Raw genomic sequence first — 16,583 nt, forward strand, 5'->3', positions numbered from 1 at the left:
ATCAAGGAAAACGGATGCTTATTTTAGTCTCTCCAGCTAAAACGCTAGATTATGATAGTCCTGCAAGTACCCAAGCGTATACAGTGCCGGATCTGCTGCAACATAGCCAAGAGCTTATTGGGGTTTGCCGTGAGCTCACGCCCGCCGATATCGCATCATTGATGAAGGTGAGTGACAAGATTGCAGGGCTGAATGCTGCTCGGTTTGCATCGTGGCAACCTGACTTCACCTTAAATAACGCCAAACAAGCCTTGTTTGCGTTTCGTGGCGATGTGTATACAGGATTAGATGCAGATAATTTATCGCCTGAGAGCCTGGCACGGGCGCAAAATCAGCTGCGAATATTATCAGGTCTCTATGGTTTATTGCGCCCGCTTGATCTCATGCAAGCTTATCGGTTGGAGATGGGGACGCGTTTGGCAAATCCTCGGGGAAGTAATCTGTATCAGTTTTGGGGAGACATTGTTACAGAGCAAGTAAACAGTGCGTTGGCTGAACAAGGTGATGAGATTATCGTTAACCTTGCGTCTAATGAGTATTTTAAAGCGGTTAAACCTAAATTACTCAAAGGTCAGCTTATCACGCCCGTATTCAAGGATAAGAAAAATGGTCAGTATAAAGTGATTAGTTTTTTTGCCAAAAAAGCGCGCGGTATGATGGTTCGCTACATGCTTGATAATGAAGTTAATAGCATAGAACAGCTGATCAAGTTCGATGTTGCGGGTTATTACTATAGCGACACTGAATCGAGCTCCAATGAACCCGTGTTTTTGCGAGAAGAGCAATAGCATATTTGGTCATGAGTGACTGAGTTTATTCAGTTATAGGTCAATAAAAAAGCAGCCAATAGGCTGCTTTTTTATTGAATCGATTAGTCTGTTTCGGGCTCGGGTAACGGCCTTAGTTCAATGTTGGATTGTGCCATCAAATAGGCAAATTGCGCATAAGCCGCTACATTCTGCGCGAGCGCTTTAGGATCAATTTTATCTAGGGTGTCATTAGGCGTGTGATGATAATCAAAGTAGTCGGTACCATCTTGGCGAAGTGATGCTACAGGCACACCATAGCTTGGCAACATTGATACATCAGGGCCTCCTGAGGCGGTGTTAGTGCCGGCGGCGACGCCATTGGCTGCCATGCTTGCAGTTAATGTTTGTATGTCCTTAAAGGCATCGTCAGCGACTTTAAAGTCTATTTGATAAATAGGCCCTGCACCGAAATCGGATTCTGCTGCTATGTAGTGATTGCTCAACTCTGCTTGATGGGCTTTAGCGTAAGTTTTTCCACCAACGAGCCCCACCTCTTCTGCTGCATAAAGCACCACTCTAATGGTTCTCGCTGGTTTTTGAGGCAGCTGAGAAATAAGGTGGCCTGCTGCGGTCACTATCGCCACTCCCGCGCCATAGTCAATGGCTCCAGTGCCCTCATCCCACGAGTCCAGATGGGCTCCAATCAGCACAATTTCATCTGGTTTGCTGCTACCCGTCACCTCTCCAATCACATTATAAGAGGTGGCATAGCCTTTGTTCTGTGGTGACATGTTCAGGTTAAGAACAACATCTGGATTGCGCTTTAACATTAATGTCAGCAAGTCGGCGTCAGGGTTTGACATTGCGGCCGCAGGGATTTTAGGTATGCCATCTTGATAGCGCATCATTCCTGTATGCGCCATTCTGTCATGATCGGTACCAATTGATCTTATCACAATGGCAATCGCGCCTTTTTCAGCGGCTGCCACCGCACCTTTAGAGCGTCCACCGACAGTCATGCCATAACCTTTACCGGTTTTAAAGCGTGGTGTGATGTGATCAATGAAGACAATCTTCCCTTCTACATCATCGGGGGTTGCTTGCTTGAGCTCTGCTAACGTTGCAAACCTAATGATTGGCGCACTAATGCCTTGTTCAGGGGTCCCAACACTCCCACCTAAGGCTGTAATAACTATGGGTTGAGGATACGGTGATACAACGGCTGCTTTAGCTTCGCCACGCAGCCATACAGGAACTTGGACTGGTTCTTTGTAGACTTTATCAAAGCCTAGGCTGGACAGTTTTTCCTCGGCCCATTGCACGGCAATTAAATCTTGTGCACTGCCAGGCAGTCTTGGGCCTACTTCAACGGTTAATGACTCAACGATATCGTATGCTAACGGTGAACTGAGTGCTTTTTGCTGCAATTGTGCACTAACACCTTGATTTCGGTCTGTGGTAGGGGTGTGCTGGCAACCAATTATGGCCGCAAAAATGATGCTGCTAAGAAGGATAAGAGGGGAGCTTTTCATGAGTTTCCTTTATTTTTATTACGTATGTCCCATTTTTTAAAACAATCTAGCAAAAAGTGTGCTTTATGTCCCGACTATATCTTTAAGTCAACGCTATATTAGTGCCGGGGTTTGTTTTAGGAGAAATTGCTCGTAATGAATATAGAATTAATGCAGCAACGAGCAGACAATGCTGTTGTGTTGCTAAAGGCTTTGGCGAATGAACGCCGACTGTTTATCTTGTGTTACCTTCTTAGTGAAGGCGAGATGTGTGTCGGTGAGATGAATAAAAAACTAGGGTTGAGCCAGTCTGCGCTGTCACAGCACTTAGCGTGGTTAAGAAAAGATAATTTAGTTGAGACTCGTAAAGAAGCTCAGACAGTATTTTACTCGCTTAAGAGTAAAGAGGTGTCTGAGATCATCAAGTTACTTAACACTATCTATTGCCACTAATTGATCTAGTGGTTAAGTGAAAACTGGTAGGGCTTAGGCTCTATCAGTTTTTTTGTGCCTGAAGTTTGCCGGATATTGCGGCCATAGGTTGCTAAGCTTGAAGAGAAAACTAAAGCGGCGTTAGCTTTGGGCGAATTTTGGACATAAAAAAACCGGCTTAAGCCGGTTTTTTTATGTCGCTAACAGAATTAAGCAGCTAGTGCTTTGATTCTGGTGTTCAAGCGAGACTTTTGACGAGCAGCTTTATTCTTGTGAATAAGGCCTTTAGTCGCCATGCGGTCAACGATTGGTTGTGCAACATTAAATGCTTCAGTCGCCGCTTTGTGATCGCCAGCATGGATAGCAGCGATTACTTTTTTAACGTATGAACGTAACATTGAACGACGGCTAGCGTTATGCTGACGACGTTTTTCAGATTGAAGCGCGCGCTTCTTTGCAGACTTGCTATTAGCCAAGGTGCAACTCCTAAAAGGGTTAGATATTTTTAAAGGTCGAGGAATATGCCTTTTTTCTGTCACTTTGTCAATGACAATGATCAGATCTTTATCTTAAAGATAAATTAATCGGAGCAGTCTTGGCGTTCTTCAACCTAACTCGTGTAATATGGGCGCAATTCTAGCAGTAAATGCTGCCAGGTGACAGGGGGTAGATCGACTTTTCGGTTGATTTTGTCGCTAGTTCTCGCTCGCTTCAGGGGGTCTTTTGAGCAGGAAACTATTTAAGTCAGGTATGATTGTCAGTGCTATGACGTTGATTTCTCGTGTTTTAGGTTTAGTTCGTGATGTGGTTATTGCCAATTTAATGGGGGCAGGTAGTAGCGCAGACGTTTTCTTTTTTGCTAACAAAATCCCTAATTTTTTACGCAGATTATTTGCCGAAGGGGCTTTTGCTCAAGCGTTCGTCCCGGTTTTGACTGAATATCAGGAGAAACAGAGTGATGAAGAGGTGCGAGTTCTGTTGGCTAAAGTCGCCGGTACACTTGGTTTAATTGTTACCCTAGTTACGCTAGTGGGGGTGATTGCATCGCCCGTGCTCACCGCACTTTTTGGTGGAGGGTGGTTTTTAGCTTGGGTCAATGATGAGCCGAATGGAGAGAAGTTTGAACTGGCTTCCTTGATGCTTAAAATAACGTTTCCCTATTTATGGTTTATTACCTTTACGGCATTAGCAGGCTCTATTCTGAATACGCGTGGTCGTTTCGCGGTATCAGCCTTTACCCCTGTTTTCCTTAATATTGCTATTATTGCAGCGGCTATCTATTTAGCCCCCAATCTAGAGAAACCTGAAATCGGCCTTGCGTGGGGCGTTTTTGCTGGTGGACTGATTCAGTTTTTATTCCAAATCCCTTTTCTAATGCGTGAAAAGGCCTTAGTCAAACCCGCTTGGGGCTGGCAGCATCCTGGGGTGGTAAAAATTAGAACTCTGATGATTCCTGCATTGTTTGGGGTGTCGGTGTCTCAGATTAATCTGCTGCTGGATACCTTTATAGCCAGTTTTCTGGTTACGGGGTCTATTAGTTGGCTTTACTATTCTGATCGTCTGCTGGAATTTCCTCTGGGGTTATTTGGGATTGCAATTGCTACGGTGATTTTACCTGCCTTGTCAAAGAAGCATGTCAATGATGAAGGTAAGGGCTTCAAACAGACGATGGATTGGGGCGTTAAAGCCATTTTGTTAATGGGATTACCTGCCATGTGCGGCCTTATCGTACTTGCAAAACCTATGCTGATGGTACTGTTTATGCGGGGAGCGTTTACCATCGATGATGTCAATATGGCGTCCATGAGTCTGATGGCCTATGGCAGTGGTTTACTCAGCTTTATGATGATCAAGGTTTTAGCTCCTGGCTATTACTCTCGTCAAGACACTAAAACACCCGTTCGCTATGGCATCATCGCGATGGTGAGTAACATGGTGTTTAATTTAATCTTGGTATTTCCTTTTGGTTATGTCGGCTTAGCAATTGCTACGTCTATGTCTGCACTATTAAATGCTAGTTTGTTATATCGAGGGCTACACATTGCTGGTGTTTATAAAGTTGGCCGTCAAACACTACTGTTTTTTGGCAAAGCACTTTGTGCATCAGTAGTTATGATTTTCGTACTATTCCAATTGCTTCCAGACTTAAATGCTTGGCTCAATTTTAGTTTTATTGATCGCGCAACTTACTTATTTGGCTTAATCGCGGCGGGTGCTGTGGCGTATCTATTGTGTATGTTATTGTTGGGAATTCGTCCTTGGAGGATTAAAGCTGGCTTTTGAGGCTGATTATCGTGCTTAGCTGGTATATAATCCGCGAACTTATGCTTGCTAGTTATTGAATGTAATGGAACTGATCCGCGGTATACACAATATTTTACCCAAACATCTTGGCTGTGTGCTGACTATCGGAAATTTCGATGGCGTTCACCGGGGTCATGCTGAAGTGATCAGCGCTTTGGTGAAAAAAGCCCGCCTACACGGTGTTCCGGCAACGTTAATGACCTTTGAACCGCAGCCTCAAGAGTTGTTTCGGGGAGAAAATGCCCCCGCGAGATTGAGTCTGCTGCGTGATAAAATAGTACTGCTAGAAGAGTTAGGCATAGATAGATTGCTGTGTGTGAACTTTAACCAGAAGTTTGCGTCTATGCCGCCTGAATATTTTATTGAGCAATTATTGGTCAAACAGTTGGGTGTTCGATATTTAGTGGTGGGTGATGACTTCTGCTTTGGTAAACAGCGAGCGGGCGACTTTAATATGCTTAAGGCTGCTGGTGAGCAATATGGGTTTGCCGTGGTCAGTACACAAAGTTTTACCCTTGCAGACAAGCGCGTAAGTTCTACCGAGATTCGGGCGCAGTTAGCCAAAGGTAATTTGGAACAAGCAAGGCGTTTGCTCGGGCATCCTTTTACTTTATGCGGCAGAGTTGCACACGGTGAGAAGATAGGGCGAACAATTGGTTTCCCTACCGCAAATATTGCTTTGAAGCGCAAAGTATCACCTGTCCGAGGTGTGTTTGCGGTCAAACTTTATTGGGAAGGTAGCGACATCTATGAAGGTGTTGCGAATGTTGGATTTAGGCCAACCGTTAATGGTCAAAACTGTCAATTAGAAGTCCATTTATTTGACTTTGAAGGTGATCTATATGGGAAGACCGTTGAAGTTGAATTGGTGGCAAAAATTAGAGATGAACAGCCATTTAGATCGTTAGATGCGCTGAAAGATCAAATTAAAAATGATGCTGATAGAGCGAGAGCTTTACTTGGCAGCGATGCAAGCTAATTGTTTAGCTAACAAAATGGTATAGGATCAATGAGCGACTATAAATCTACTTTGAATTTGCCGGAAACAGCGTTTCCGATGCGTGGTAACTTGGCTAATCGTGAGCCAGAGATGTTGAAATCTTGGACCAAAAATGGTCTGTACCAGAAGATTCGTGAAAGTCGCAGCGGTGCCAAACCTTTTATTTTGCACGACGGCCCTCCTTATGCGAATGGTGATATTCATATTGGGCATTCAGTCAACAAAATCCTTAAAGATATTATCGTTAAGTCTAAGACAATGTCGGGCTTTGATGCGCCATATATCCCTGGTTGGGATTGCCATGGTCTGCCAATCGAATTGAAAGTTGAGCAGAAAGTCGGCAAGCCTGGTCACAAAGTCACTGCAGCTGAGTTCCGCCAAAAATGTCGTGAGTATGCCGCTAAGCAAGTTGATGGCCAGCGTGACGACTTTATCCGTTTAGGTGTGTTGGGTGATTGGCAAAACCCATATTTAACAATGGACTTCAGTACTGAAGCGAATATTGTTCGCTCATTATCAAAAGTTATCGACAGTGGTCACTTGCATAAAGGTGTTAAGCCTGTGCATTGGTGTACCGATTGTGGTTCGGCGTTGGCTGAAGCTGAAGTTGAGTATGAAGACAAGATGTCTCCTGCAATCGATGTCGCATTCTCTGCGGTTGATAAGCCAGCCTTACTCGCTAAGTTTGGTCTGAATGAGTATGCATATACTGTTTCAATGGTTATTTGGACAACTACGCCATGGACGTTGCCTGCTAACCGAGCATTAGCCGTCGCGGGTAATATCGAGTATACCTTGGTTGAGATGGTTAAAGATGGCGAAACTCAAGCATTGGTTTTAGCAACCGATCTTTACGAGTCATGTATCGAGCGATTCGGTGCTGAGTCGCATACTGTTCTAGGCACTGTGTTAGGCAGTGAGCTTGAGTTATTGCGCTTTAGTCATCCGTTTTACGACTTTGACGTGCCAGTTATTTTGGGTGAGCACGTCACTGTTGATTCTGGTACTGGTGTGGTGCATACCGCTCCGGGTCATGGTCAAGATGATTTCGTGGTTGGACAAAAGTATGGTCTAGAAGTCGCTAACCCAGTTGGTGATAACGGTGTTTATAAAGCCGATACCGAAATCTTTGCCGGTTTACACGTATTCAAAGCAAATAAAAACGTTGTTGAGCTGCTAGGTGAAAAGGGCGCGCTACTTAATCACGTGCAGATTAAGCACAGTTACCCGCATTGCTGGCGCCATAAAACGCCAATTATCTTCCGTGCTACGCCGCAGTGGTTTATTTCGATGGACCAAAAAGGTCTAAGAAATCAAGCGCTAGGCGAGATTGAAAAGACGCAGTGGATCCCTGATTGGGGGCAAAGCCGCATCGAGAAGATGGTTGAGAACCGCCCAGATTGGTGTATTTCTCGTCAACGTACTTGGGGTGTTCCAATTACCTTATTTGTACATCGTGAAACTGAAGAGCTTCACCCAGATAGTGTGTCATTAATGGAACGTGTCGCTAACCGCATTGAGCAAGAAGGTATTCAAGCTTGGTGGGATCTCGATGCATCAGAACTGCTTGGCGATGAAGCTGAGCAATACCGTAAAGTCACCGACACATTAGATGTTTGGTACGATTCAGGTTCAACTTTCTCATCTGTTGTTGCGTCACGCCCTGAGTTTAATGGTCATCCTATTGACCTATACCTAGAAGGTAGCGATCAGCATCGTGGTTGGTTTATGTCATCCTTGATGATTTCCACTGCGATGAATGGCAAAGCACCTTACAAACAAGTATTGACCCATGGTTTTACCGTTGATGGTCAAGGCCGTAAGATGTCTAAGTCTGTCGGTAATGTGATTGCACCACAGCATGTGACCAATAAATTAGGTGCTGATATCCTTCGCTTATGGGTTGCTGCCACCGATTATAGCGGTGAAATGACAGTTTCAGACGAAATCCTTAACCGTAGTGCTGATGCTTATCGTCGTATTCGTAACACTGCGCGCTTTCTGTTAGCCAATATCAATGGGTTTGATCCAGTGAAAGATATGGTTGCCATCGATGATATGGTTGCGCTAGACCGTTGGGTTGTTCGCCGTGCTGCTGCATTGCAACAAGAGCTACTCGAAGCCTATGAGCAATATAACTTCCATTTGGTGACACAAAAACTGATGCAGTTCTGTTCAGTTGAACTAGGTAGTTTCTACTTAGATATCATTAAAGACAGACAATACACAGCTAAAGGCGATAGCAATGCGCGTCGTAGTTGTCAGTCAGCCTTATATTTGATCTCTGAAGCTATGGTGCGTTGGATAGCACCAATCCTAAGCTTTACTGCCGATGAAATTTGGAAGCTGCTTCCAGGTGAACGAGCTGAGTATGTATTTACCGAGACTTGGTATGAAGGCCTTAAATCAGTGACACTTGAGTCTGATTTGAGCGACACCTATTGGGAACAATTACTCAGTGTGCGCGCTGAAGTTAATAAAGTGATCGAAAATGCCCGCCGTGAAAAGACCGTAGGCGGATCATTAGAAGTTGAGATCACTTTGTATGCAGATGAAGCGCTTTCATCTGCATTAGCTATTCTGGGCGACGAACTGCGTTTTGTACTATTAACCTCTAAAACGACACTGGTGGATCTAGCCCAAGCACCTGCGGATGCTATTGATACTGAGTTGTCATCGCTCAAACTTGGTCTTAACAAATCGGCGGCAGAAAAGTGTGAACGGTGTTGGCATCATAGAGAAGATGTTGGTCAAGTCGTTGAACACCCAACTCTTTGTACTCGCTGTGTGACTAACATCGAAGGTGACGGCGAAGCTCGTCAGTTTGCTTAAGGGATATATTGATGCCATCTAGCTGGAAAGAGAGTGGCTTACGTTGGTATTGGATAGTTGTGTTGGTGTTTATCGCCGACCAACTGTCTAAACAATGGGTACTAGCCAGTTTTGACCTTTATGAGTCAATTAAATTGTTGCCGTTTTTTAATTTTACGTACGTACGTAATTACGGGGCGGCATTTAGCTTTTTAAGTGATGCAGGCGGTTGGCAACGTTGGCTATTTACAGTCGTTGCCGTTGGTTTTAGTACGCTATTAACGGTTTGGCTGCGTAAACAGCCTAGTGGAATGTGGCGTTTAAACCTAGCTTATACGCTTGTTATCGGTGGTGCCCTTGGGAACTTAATAGATAGATTACAACATGGTTTTGTGGTCGACTTTCTTGATTTCTATTGGAACACCAGTCATTTCCCAGCCTTTAATATTGCCGACTCCGCAATTTGCATAGGTGCCGGTTTGATTATCATTGATTCGTTTATCACCGAACGCAAAGCGGATGGCGAAAATGCCGCCAAGGGGTAGTTAAGTGTCAGTATCTCGTTCATTGTTATGCCACATGAATATTTTATTGGAAGATGGGTCAACTGCTGATAGCACGAAAGCATCAGGTAAGCCAGCTAAGCTAAATATAGGCGATGAAACCTTAAGCCCAGCTTTTGAAGCTCAACTTGTAAACCTCAAAGAGGGTGATAAGCATAGCTTTACTCTACAAGCCGTTGATGCTTTTGGTGAGTCAAGCCCTGATGCAATTCATCATATGGACAGGAGCAAGTTTCCTGCCGATATGAGCTTAGAGGCTGGTGTTATAGTCAGTTTTGCCGGGCCTGGTGGTAGCGAAATTCCCGGTATCGTCCGTGAGGTTGCAGGTGATTCTGTAACGGTTGATCTTAATCATCCGCTTGCAGGGCGAACCGTTACTTTTGAACTAGAAGTCGTTGAGGTGCACTAACTATGTCAATGGTCAATCCGCCACAAAACTTGCAGATTAAGCTGGCTAACCCCCGTGGTTTTTGTGCGGGTGTCGACCGTGCAATCAGTATTGTAGAGCGTGCGTTAGAACTGTTTTCTCCACCTATCTATGTGCGTCACGAGGTGGTTCATAACCGCTACGTAGTACAAAATTTAAAAGATAGAGGTGCGGTCTTTGTCGATGAGCTTGACCAAGTTCCTGATGACAGTATTGTGATCTTTAGTGCCCATGGTGTCTCACAAGCTGTGAGAACCGAAGCTAAAATGCGCGGATTACGAGTGTTTGATGCGACTTGCCCGCTGGTGACTAAAGTGCACCTGCAGGTTACTCGAGCGAGCCGAAAGGGTATTGAGTGTATCCTTATCGGTCATGCTGGGCATCCTGAGGTTGAGGGGACTATGGGGCAGTATGATAACCCCGAAGGTGGGGTTTTATTAGTTGAGTCTCCCGCTGATGTCGAAGCTCTTGTCGTTAAAGATCCTGAAAACTTATGTTTTGTTACCCAAACAACGTTGTCTATGGATGACACAGCAGATGTCATCGCCGCCTTGCAAACACGTTTTCCGTCGATTCAAGGGCCACGTAAAGATGATATTTGCTATGCAACGCAGAATCGTCAAGATGCTGTGCGCAATGTTGCTGATGATGTGGATCTGTTCATTGTCGTGGGTTCAAAAAATAGCTCTAACTCTAACCGCCTCAAAGAGCTGGCGATTAAAAAAGGCACGCAGTCTTACTTAGTCGATAATGCAGACGATATCGTTCCTGCTTGGTTTGATGGGGTTGCGAAAGTTGCCGTTACAGCGGGGGCGTCAGCACCTGAGGTCTTGGTAAAACAAGTTATCGATGCCATTGCTACCTTAGCCCCGAGTATTATCACTGAAGTTGAAGGGCGCAAAGAAGATACTGTTTTTGCTGTCCCTGCAGAACTCAGGTAAACAAGACATTGTTTATATTAATAAAGGAGGCTTATGCCTCCTTTATTTTTGCCTAAAAATTATACATGATATATGGAATTACATTTTTAGACGCTAATATTACTAGCGAGTAACATTCGACTAATCTATGATTAACTAGTATAGTTTGAAGTTGCGCTAACTTTCAGATTTTTAAAGAGTAAATGACTGATATAACTGTCAAAAGTATGGCGAATAGCGGAGATTTGACACCATGAAAAATAGTGGGAAAGGGTTTTCCCTCATCGAAGTGATGGTATCACTGGTAATAATGGTTATCGGCTTAATAGGGATTTTTAACCTTCATATAGTCGCGAAACGCGGTAGCTTTGAATCATTCCAGCAGACCCAAGCCTCATATTATGCCAATGATATCATCAACAGGATGAAGCTGAATTCAACTCAACTAGCAAGCTACGCAGGCACTTACAGTGGAATACCTTCCTCTGCAACGGCTTGTAATGCTGCGGCTTGTACACCATCTCAGATGCAATTGAGGGACATTTATGAGTGGCAATCGTCATTCACTGGAGCTGACGAGACTGTAGGCAGCCAAAATGTTGGTGGGTTAGATACGCCTACAGCTTGTATAGAGGTTAATACCGATACTGTGACCAATACCAATACTGTGACCGTTGTACTTGCATGGCGAGGAATTCGAAAGACGACAATTGATACAGGTTCTCCCATCGTTGATACCTCGACATCTTGCGCTGCGAGTAAAGAAAATCGCCGCATATTTTCAATTCGAACAGTGATCATTTAGATGAAATATATGGCTAAAAATTTGAAAACATTTCAATCAGGTATGTCGCTGGTTGAGTTAATGGTCGCTATGGTCATCGGCCTGTTTTTAACTGCTGGCGTGTTTACTATGTTTAGTATGTCGTCATCTAATGTGACGACAACCAGTCAGTTTAATCAATTACAAGAAAACGGCCGGATCGCATTGGCTATTATGGAGCGTGATATAAGCCAACTAGCGTTCATGGGGGACATGACGGGAACCGATTTTGTCGTTGGTAGCAACACTACGATTAATTCTGCTGCGGTGCCAAATGACTGTGTGGGTGGAGGTGTTAATAATGCGACATTACCAAATGCGACAGCATCTCATTTTCGTCGGATATGGGGCTATGAAGCTGGTGTCAGTGGGGGCAGCTTTAATTGTCTAAGTGGTGTTAAGATAAATACGGATGTACTACAAATTAAGCGATTTATTGGGCCAAATACTTTATCACCAACTACCGCTTCTAGACATTATGTTGCGACAACATCGAGCCAGGCAATATTCTTCACTGGAAACCAAGTTACGCCAGTGCTTGCAAGCAGTCGGTATTGGGAATATCAGCATCACATATACTTTATCAGAGATGATGGTGATATTCCTGTTTTAAGGCGTCGGACACTCACCGTTGCAAATGGGATGAATAATGAAGAGCAATTGGTTGAGGGAATTGAAAATTTTAGAGTTCTATATGGTATTGATGATGATGGCGATGATATACCAAACCGGTATGTTCCAGTCGCTAGTGTGGACACTGTTATGTGGGATAATCAATCATTTCAACGTGTTGTTGCAGTTAAATTATATGTTCTAGTGCGATCGGTAGAGCAAGATCGCACTTATACAAACGAAACCAAATATTTACTTGGTGATAAGACTATTAATCCGCCACAGGATAATTTCAGGCGAAAAGTGATGTCGACTACTGTCGTTCTTGAGAATCCAGTGTTAATTCGGAGTTAGATTAAGATGAGTATGCAAAAGCAGAAAGGGGTTGTGCTATTTTTCTCACTTATTTTGCTTATTATAATGACTGTTATTGGTGTGGCACTTGCGGTGAATTCAACCCAATCGCTGCGTATGGCTGGTGCTGGAACTGAGCGAATAGAGGCCAAGGCTTTAGCTGATGGCGGTGTGGCTGCCGTATTGTTGAATAAGACTCCAGCATTTTTAGCAACCATGTCTGATATCGACAACAGCAATGCTTTATCTGGCGGAACACAGGTATTAGTACCACTTCCTTTAGTCGATGATGGGGCTGGTGGTCTTAAGGTGGAGCCTAAAAATGTGAGTTGTCAACGTACTAAGTTGATCAGCTCGAATTTGGAATGTCGACGTATTGAGATATCTAGTACGGTAAGTTTTGGTCGGGATAATTTAGGTCAACTTACAGTGGTTACAGGTATTGAGCAGGAAGTGCTCAAAAGGGGTGGAATATGAAGCTTAGTCAAATATTATGTGCAAGCCTTGTTGCTGCATTGACACTGCCGGGGCAATCACTGGCTGACGATACCGATTTGTATTTAAATCCAGAGTTAACTCAAAACCGTAGTAAAGTTTTAATTATATTTGATAACTCTGGCAGTATGGATGCAGAGGTTGAGGGGGCGCAAAAGGGCTATGACCCTACCGTAACTTACCCTGCTGTTGGTAGCTCTAATTCGTATCAAGGACGAATGATCTATTTTACTGTAGGCACAGGGATGGACGAGTCCTCATTACCAGTGCCAGATAGTCCTTCTGAATCTCGGCGATTTAATGAATTAATCAATGGTTGTGCTGCGGCAAAAACAGCATTGGATAAATATGGTCGTTTTACAGGCTATATTCGTGAGTTTAAGTTTACCGGGAATGGTAAAGGCACATGGCAGCAAATTAAAGAAAATAGCGGTGCTGAAAAAAACAACCCAGTAGACTGTGGTGAAGATATTGAAGCGGGCATAACTGATAATAATAAGAGTTTAACTGGGTATGAACTTGGTTATCCCCAGGATAGTGTTAAATCTGGCAATACTTATATCCCCTATGGTGCTACAGACTCTGCTGCGCAAGATACGGCAAAAGCTATAGGCTTCGGCACCGGAGAGTTAGTGAGTCTATATACTGATAATTATCTACGTTGGTACACACTGTATAAAGGTGGTTTGCTGCCACCCGACGAAACTCCACCAACTCGGCTAGAAATGGCGCAGAGTGCAATTACAGGTGTGATTAGCTCTATCCCCTCTGTCGATTTTGGTTTGGCTCTTTTTAATTTAAACTATCCTGATGAAGGTGATAGAGATGGCGGGCGTATTGTCGCGGGCATTAAGCAAAGAACAAGTGCTGAAAAAGATTTATTGATTAGTACAGTTGAGAATATACCCGCTGAAACAAATACTCCTTTGTGTGAAACCTTATTTGAGGCTTATAAGTATTTTAGCGGAGGGGGAGTTACCTTTGGGCATTCTGATAGTAAATATTCGAATTGGTACCGAGCTAACAGGCCGCCCTATGACTCAAGCATTGAAGTGAATGGTAGTTATAAATCTCCATTGACTGAGTGCGCTAAAATTGCGTACGTGATTTATATTACAGATGGAGCGCCAACGGTTGACACCAGTGCGGATGACTTTATAAAAGCATTAAATGATGCACCATATGAATATGACACCGTTAGGAATAGGTCTAGCTATTTACCTGCATTAGCAGGATATATGTATAACAATGATATCCTGCCTAATGTAGATAATTTTCAAAGAGTTATTACTCATTCAATTGGTTTTAGTTTAGCAGAGGGCTCTGAAGCTGAGCCATTATTGATTGAAACTGCTAGACGCGGTGGTGGTAAGTACTTTGCTGCTAATGATACCGCACAGTTACAAGAAAAAATTAGTAATATAGTTGATGAAATCACCAAGACAGGTCAGCGCTTTTCCGCTCCTGGTGTGGCTTTTAGTAACGCAGACCCTACAAGAACATTGGATTCTGCATATTATGCACTCTTTCGCCCTTCTCAAAGTCCAAAGTGGGCTGGTAATCTCAAAAAATTGAAGGTTAACTCAAGTGGAGCTCTCGTTGATGCAAAAGGTAAGTTAGCGATTGATAGCTCTGGGGGGATTTCCGAAACTGCTTGTAGTTTTTGGAGTGATTGTGCAGGAACACCTGATGGTAATGATGTTATTCTTGGAGGGGCCGCTAGAACTATTTCTCCCGACAAACGTAACTTATACAGTGATATCGGCTCCGGTGGCTCAGTTACTGCCTTCTCTGTGGCTAATGCGACATCATATGCTGGAGGAACGAGCTCCTTAGCGACATACATGTCATTGCCAGATTCGACTGCTGACTTAACTAAAGCGTTTGAATGGATTAAAGGTAACAACGTTGATAAAGCTGATGATGGGGAATTCACATCCGAAGACTTTGCTGGCGTTCGAGGGGATATTGTGGGGGATCCGCTGCATTCGCAACCTCTAGCCATTGACTACGGCGGTGATGGTTCAAATGTGGTTATATTTTTTGGGACAAATCATGGGATGCTTCACGCCTTTAAAGATACAGGTTCATCAGTTTCTGAGAGCTGGGCATTTATGCCCTATCAATTGCTTCCCAATGTCACGACTCTTAGAGGGAATAATTATGCTCTAGGTCATAGTGTGTATGGAATGGATGGCTCACCTGTCGCGTATTTAGAGAGAAACTCTAGTGGTGCAATAACTAAAGCGTGGTTATTTATTGGTATGCGAAGAGGTGGTGAAACATACTTTGCGTTTGATGTGACAGATCCTTCAGTTCAACCCAAATTATTGTGGAAAGTGTCTAATAGTACCGATGGATTCACCGATTTAGGACAAACTTGGTCAACCCCAGTTGTGACTAGAATCCCTGGTTCTGACAAACCAGTAGTAATTTTCGGCGGTGGTTATAATAATGGCTATGATTCTGGTACGGGAGAAAACTCCGACGGACGTGCTGTTTTTATTGTTGATGCAGAAACAGGCTCATTAGTGCATAAATTTGGAGCGAGTGGTAATACCATATTAAGTGGTATCGAAGATTCCGTCGTTGGATCTATCGCGACGTTGGATAGTGATAGTGACGGCTATACAGATAGATTGTATGCATCCGATTTGGGCGGTAAAGTTTGGCGCATGGATATGCCATCTGATGATAAGAGTACTTGGAGTGGATTTAAGTTTGCTGATTTGGGTGGTACATTAAGTAACGATCGTCGTTTCTTTTATGAGCCAATTGTTGCCCAAACCTACTTTACTAACACGACTAAAGTCACTGTTACCGATGCGTCAGGTACGACATCAACTGTCGCCTATCAAAATGTTCCTTATGATGCTGTGACTATAGGAACAGGTAATAGGGCAGAACCATTAGAACGAACAACTAATGATATGTTTTATGTCTTACAAGATAGGAACGTAATTACTCAACAGTTTGGTTCTGGAGGTTCGGCCGTACCTGAAGCGATTACTTTTTCGAATCTCTACAATGTGACATCAGCATCACCGACTACAGAAGCTGAAAATATCGAATTTGGCACTAAGAAAGGTTGGTATTATGACTTTCCCGTTGCAGGGGAAAAAAGTTTATCGCCTTCAATCATCATTAAAGGAAAGGTTTATTTTACGTCCTTTATTCCGACACAACCAGCGGCTGATCAAGATGTATGTACCGTTTCTTCTGTTGGTAGATTGTATACATTAGATCTACATAAAGGGGCTCGTTATTCTGAAGAGTATGTTATTGACGTATGTGATAATTGTATTCCGCAACCTCCAAAAATTATCACTCCGCCAGTAGATAAGCCGATTCCTTGCGAGGGGGAGGATTGTCCAAAACCTTGTGAAGGAGAGGAGTGTCCAAAACCTTGTGAAGGAGAGGAGTGTCCAAAACCTCCTGAGCCTGATTGCGAAAGCCAGATTATGTTGATCATTGGTAAAGGTATTTGTGATGACAATGGATTTAATTGTACAGGAACCATTAACCTTGATGCCTGTTTAAACACCAATAAACTTTACTATCATCAAGATGAGAATAATTAGT

Annotated in this window: 14 protein-coding genes; 12 read left to right on the plus strand and 2 right to left on the minus strand. The window is 43.6% G+C overall.

Annotation, left to right across the window (positions count from 1 at the left end; translation table 11 throughout):
* Window positions 1-14 precede the first annotated feature (14 nt).
* Window positions 15-788: a peroxide stress protein YaaA gene (gene yaaA, locus L876_RS0104925; RefSeq protein WP_028762780.1), complete on the plus strand. Its 774-nt coding sequence runs from the start codon at window positions 15-17 to the stop codon at window positions 786-788.
* Between the two features lie 83 nt (window positions 789-871).
* Here yaaA and L876_RS0104930 read toward each other — a convergent pair whose 3' ends face one another.
* Window positions 872-2,281: a M28 family metallopeptidase gene (locus tag L876_RS0104930; RefSeq protein WP_028762781.1), complete on the minus strand. Its 1,410-nt coding sequence runs from the start codon at window positions 2,279-2,281 to the stop codon at window positions 872-874.
* Window positions 2,282-2,416: 135 nt separating this feature from the next.
* On the opposite strand from L876_RS0104930, the gene L876_RS0104935 reads away from it, so the two are divergent.
* Window positions 2,417-2,713, plus strand: a complete 297-nt coding sequence (locus L876_RS0104935) for an ArsR/SmtB family transcription factor (protein WP_011864899.1) — start codon at window positions 2,417-2,419, stop codon at window positions 2,711-2,713.
* Between the two features lie 188 nt (window positions 2,714-2,901).
* Here the strand turns inward: L876_RS0104935 and rpsT are convergent, their stop codons facing one another.
* Window positions 2,902-3,168, minus strand: a complete 267-nt coding sequence (gene rpsT / locus L876_RS0104940) for a 30S ribosomal protein S20 (RefSeq protein ID WP_028762782.1) — start codon at window positions 3,166-3,168, stop codon at window positions 2,902-2,904.
* A gap of 247 nt (window positions 3,169-3,415) precedes the next feature.
* On the opposite strand from rpsT, the gene murJ reads away from it, so the two are divergent.
* From murJ to L876_RS0104990, 10 genes are all read left to right on the plus strand, one after another.
* Entirely contained in the window at window positions 3,416-4,975 is a 1,560-nt protein-coding gene (murJ, locus tag L876_RS0104945) for a murein biosynthesis integral membrane protein MurJ (protein ID WP_028762783.1), read from the plus strand.
* Between the two features lie 64 nt (window positions 4,976-5,039).
* Window positions 5,040-5,975, plus strand: a complete 936-nt coding sequence (ribF, locus tag L876_RS0104950) for a bifunctional riboflavin kinase/FAD synthetase (RefSeq protein ID WP_028762784.1) — start codon at window positions 5,040-5,042, stop codon at window positions 5,973-5,975.
* Between the two features lie 30 nt (window positions 5,976-6,005).
* Entirely contained in the window at window positions 6,006-8,828 is a 2,823-nt protein-coding gene (gene ileS, locus L876_RS0104955) for an isoleucine--tRNA ligase (protein WP_028762785.1), read from the plus strand.
* Between the two features lie 11 nt (window positions 8,829-8,839).
* Window positions 8,840-9,352, plus strand: a complete 513-nt coding sequence (lspA, locus tag L876_RS0104960) for a signal peptidase II (protein WP_028762786.1) — start codon at window positions 8,840-8,842, stop codon at window positions 9,350-9,352.
* Between the two features lie 4 nt (window positions 9,353-9,356).
* Window positions 9,357-9,779 (plus strand): FKBP-type peptidyl-prolyl cis-trans isomerase, encoded by a 423-nt coding sequence (fkpB, locus tag L876_RS0104965; protein ID WP_028762787.1) that lies wholly within the window; start codon window positions 9,357-9,359, stop codon window positions 9,777-9,779.
* A 29-nt stretch (window positions 9,780-9,808) separates the two neighbouring features.
* The gene (ispH, locus tag L876_RS0104970) at window positions 9,809-10,738 is read left to right on the plus strand and encodes a 4-hydroxy-3-methylbut-2-enyl diphosphate reductase (RefSeq protein ID WP_175427354.1); all 930 of its coding nucleotides are present in this window, start codon (window positions 9,809-9,811) and stop codon (window positions 10,736-10,738) included.
* Between the two features lie 232 nt (window positions 10,739-10,970).
* On the plus strand, window positions 10,971-11,522 hold the full coding sequence (gene pilV, locus L876_RS0104975) for a type IV pilus modification protein PilV (protein WP_028762789.1): 552 nt from the start codon (window positions 10,971-10,973) through the stop codon (window positions 11,520-11,522).
* Complete coding sequence (locus L876_RS0104980; protein WP_028762790.1) at window positions 11,523-12,506, plus strand: PilW family protein; 984 nt, start codon at window positions 11,523-11,525, stop codon at window positions 12,504-12,506. It abuts the gene before it with no gap.
* A gap of 12 nt (window positions 12,507-12,518) precedes the next feature.
* Complete coding sequence (locus L876_RS0104985) at window positions 12,519-12,983, plus strand: pilus assembly PilX family protein (RefSeq protein WP_028762791.1); 465 nt, start codon at window positions 12,519-12,521, stop codon at window positions 12,981-12,983.
* The gene (locus L876_RS0104990; RefSeq protein ID WP_028762792.1) at window positions 12,980-16,582 is read left to right on the plus strand and encodes a pilus assembly protein; all 3,603 of its coding nucleotides are present in this window, start codon (window positions 12,980-12,982) and stop codon (window positions 16,580-16,582) included. The genes L876_RS0104985 and L876_RS0104990 overlap by 4 nt, the downstream gene beginning before the upstream one ends.
* Window position 16,583: the final 1 nt, after the last annotated feature.

This window comes from Shewanella colwelliana ATCC 39565, assembly GCF_000518705.1.
Classification (GTDB): Bacteria; Pseudomonadota; Gammaproteobacteria; order Enterobacterales; family Shewanellaceae; genus Shewanella; species Shewanella colwelliana.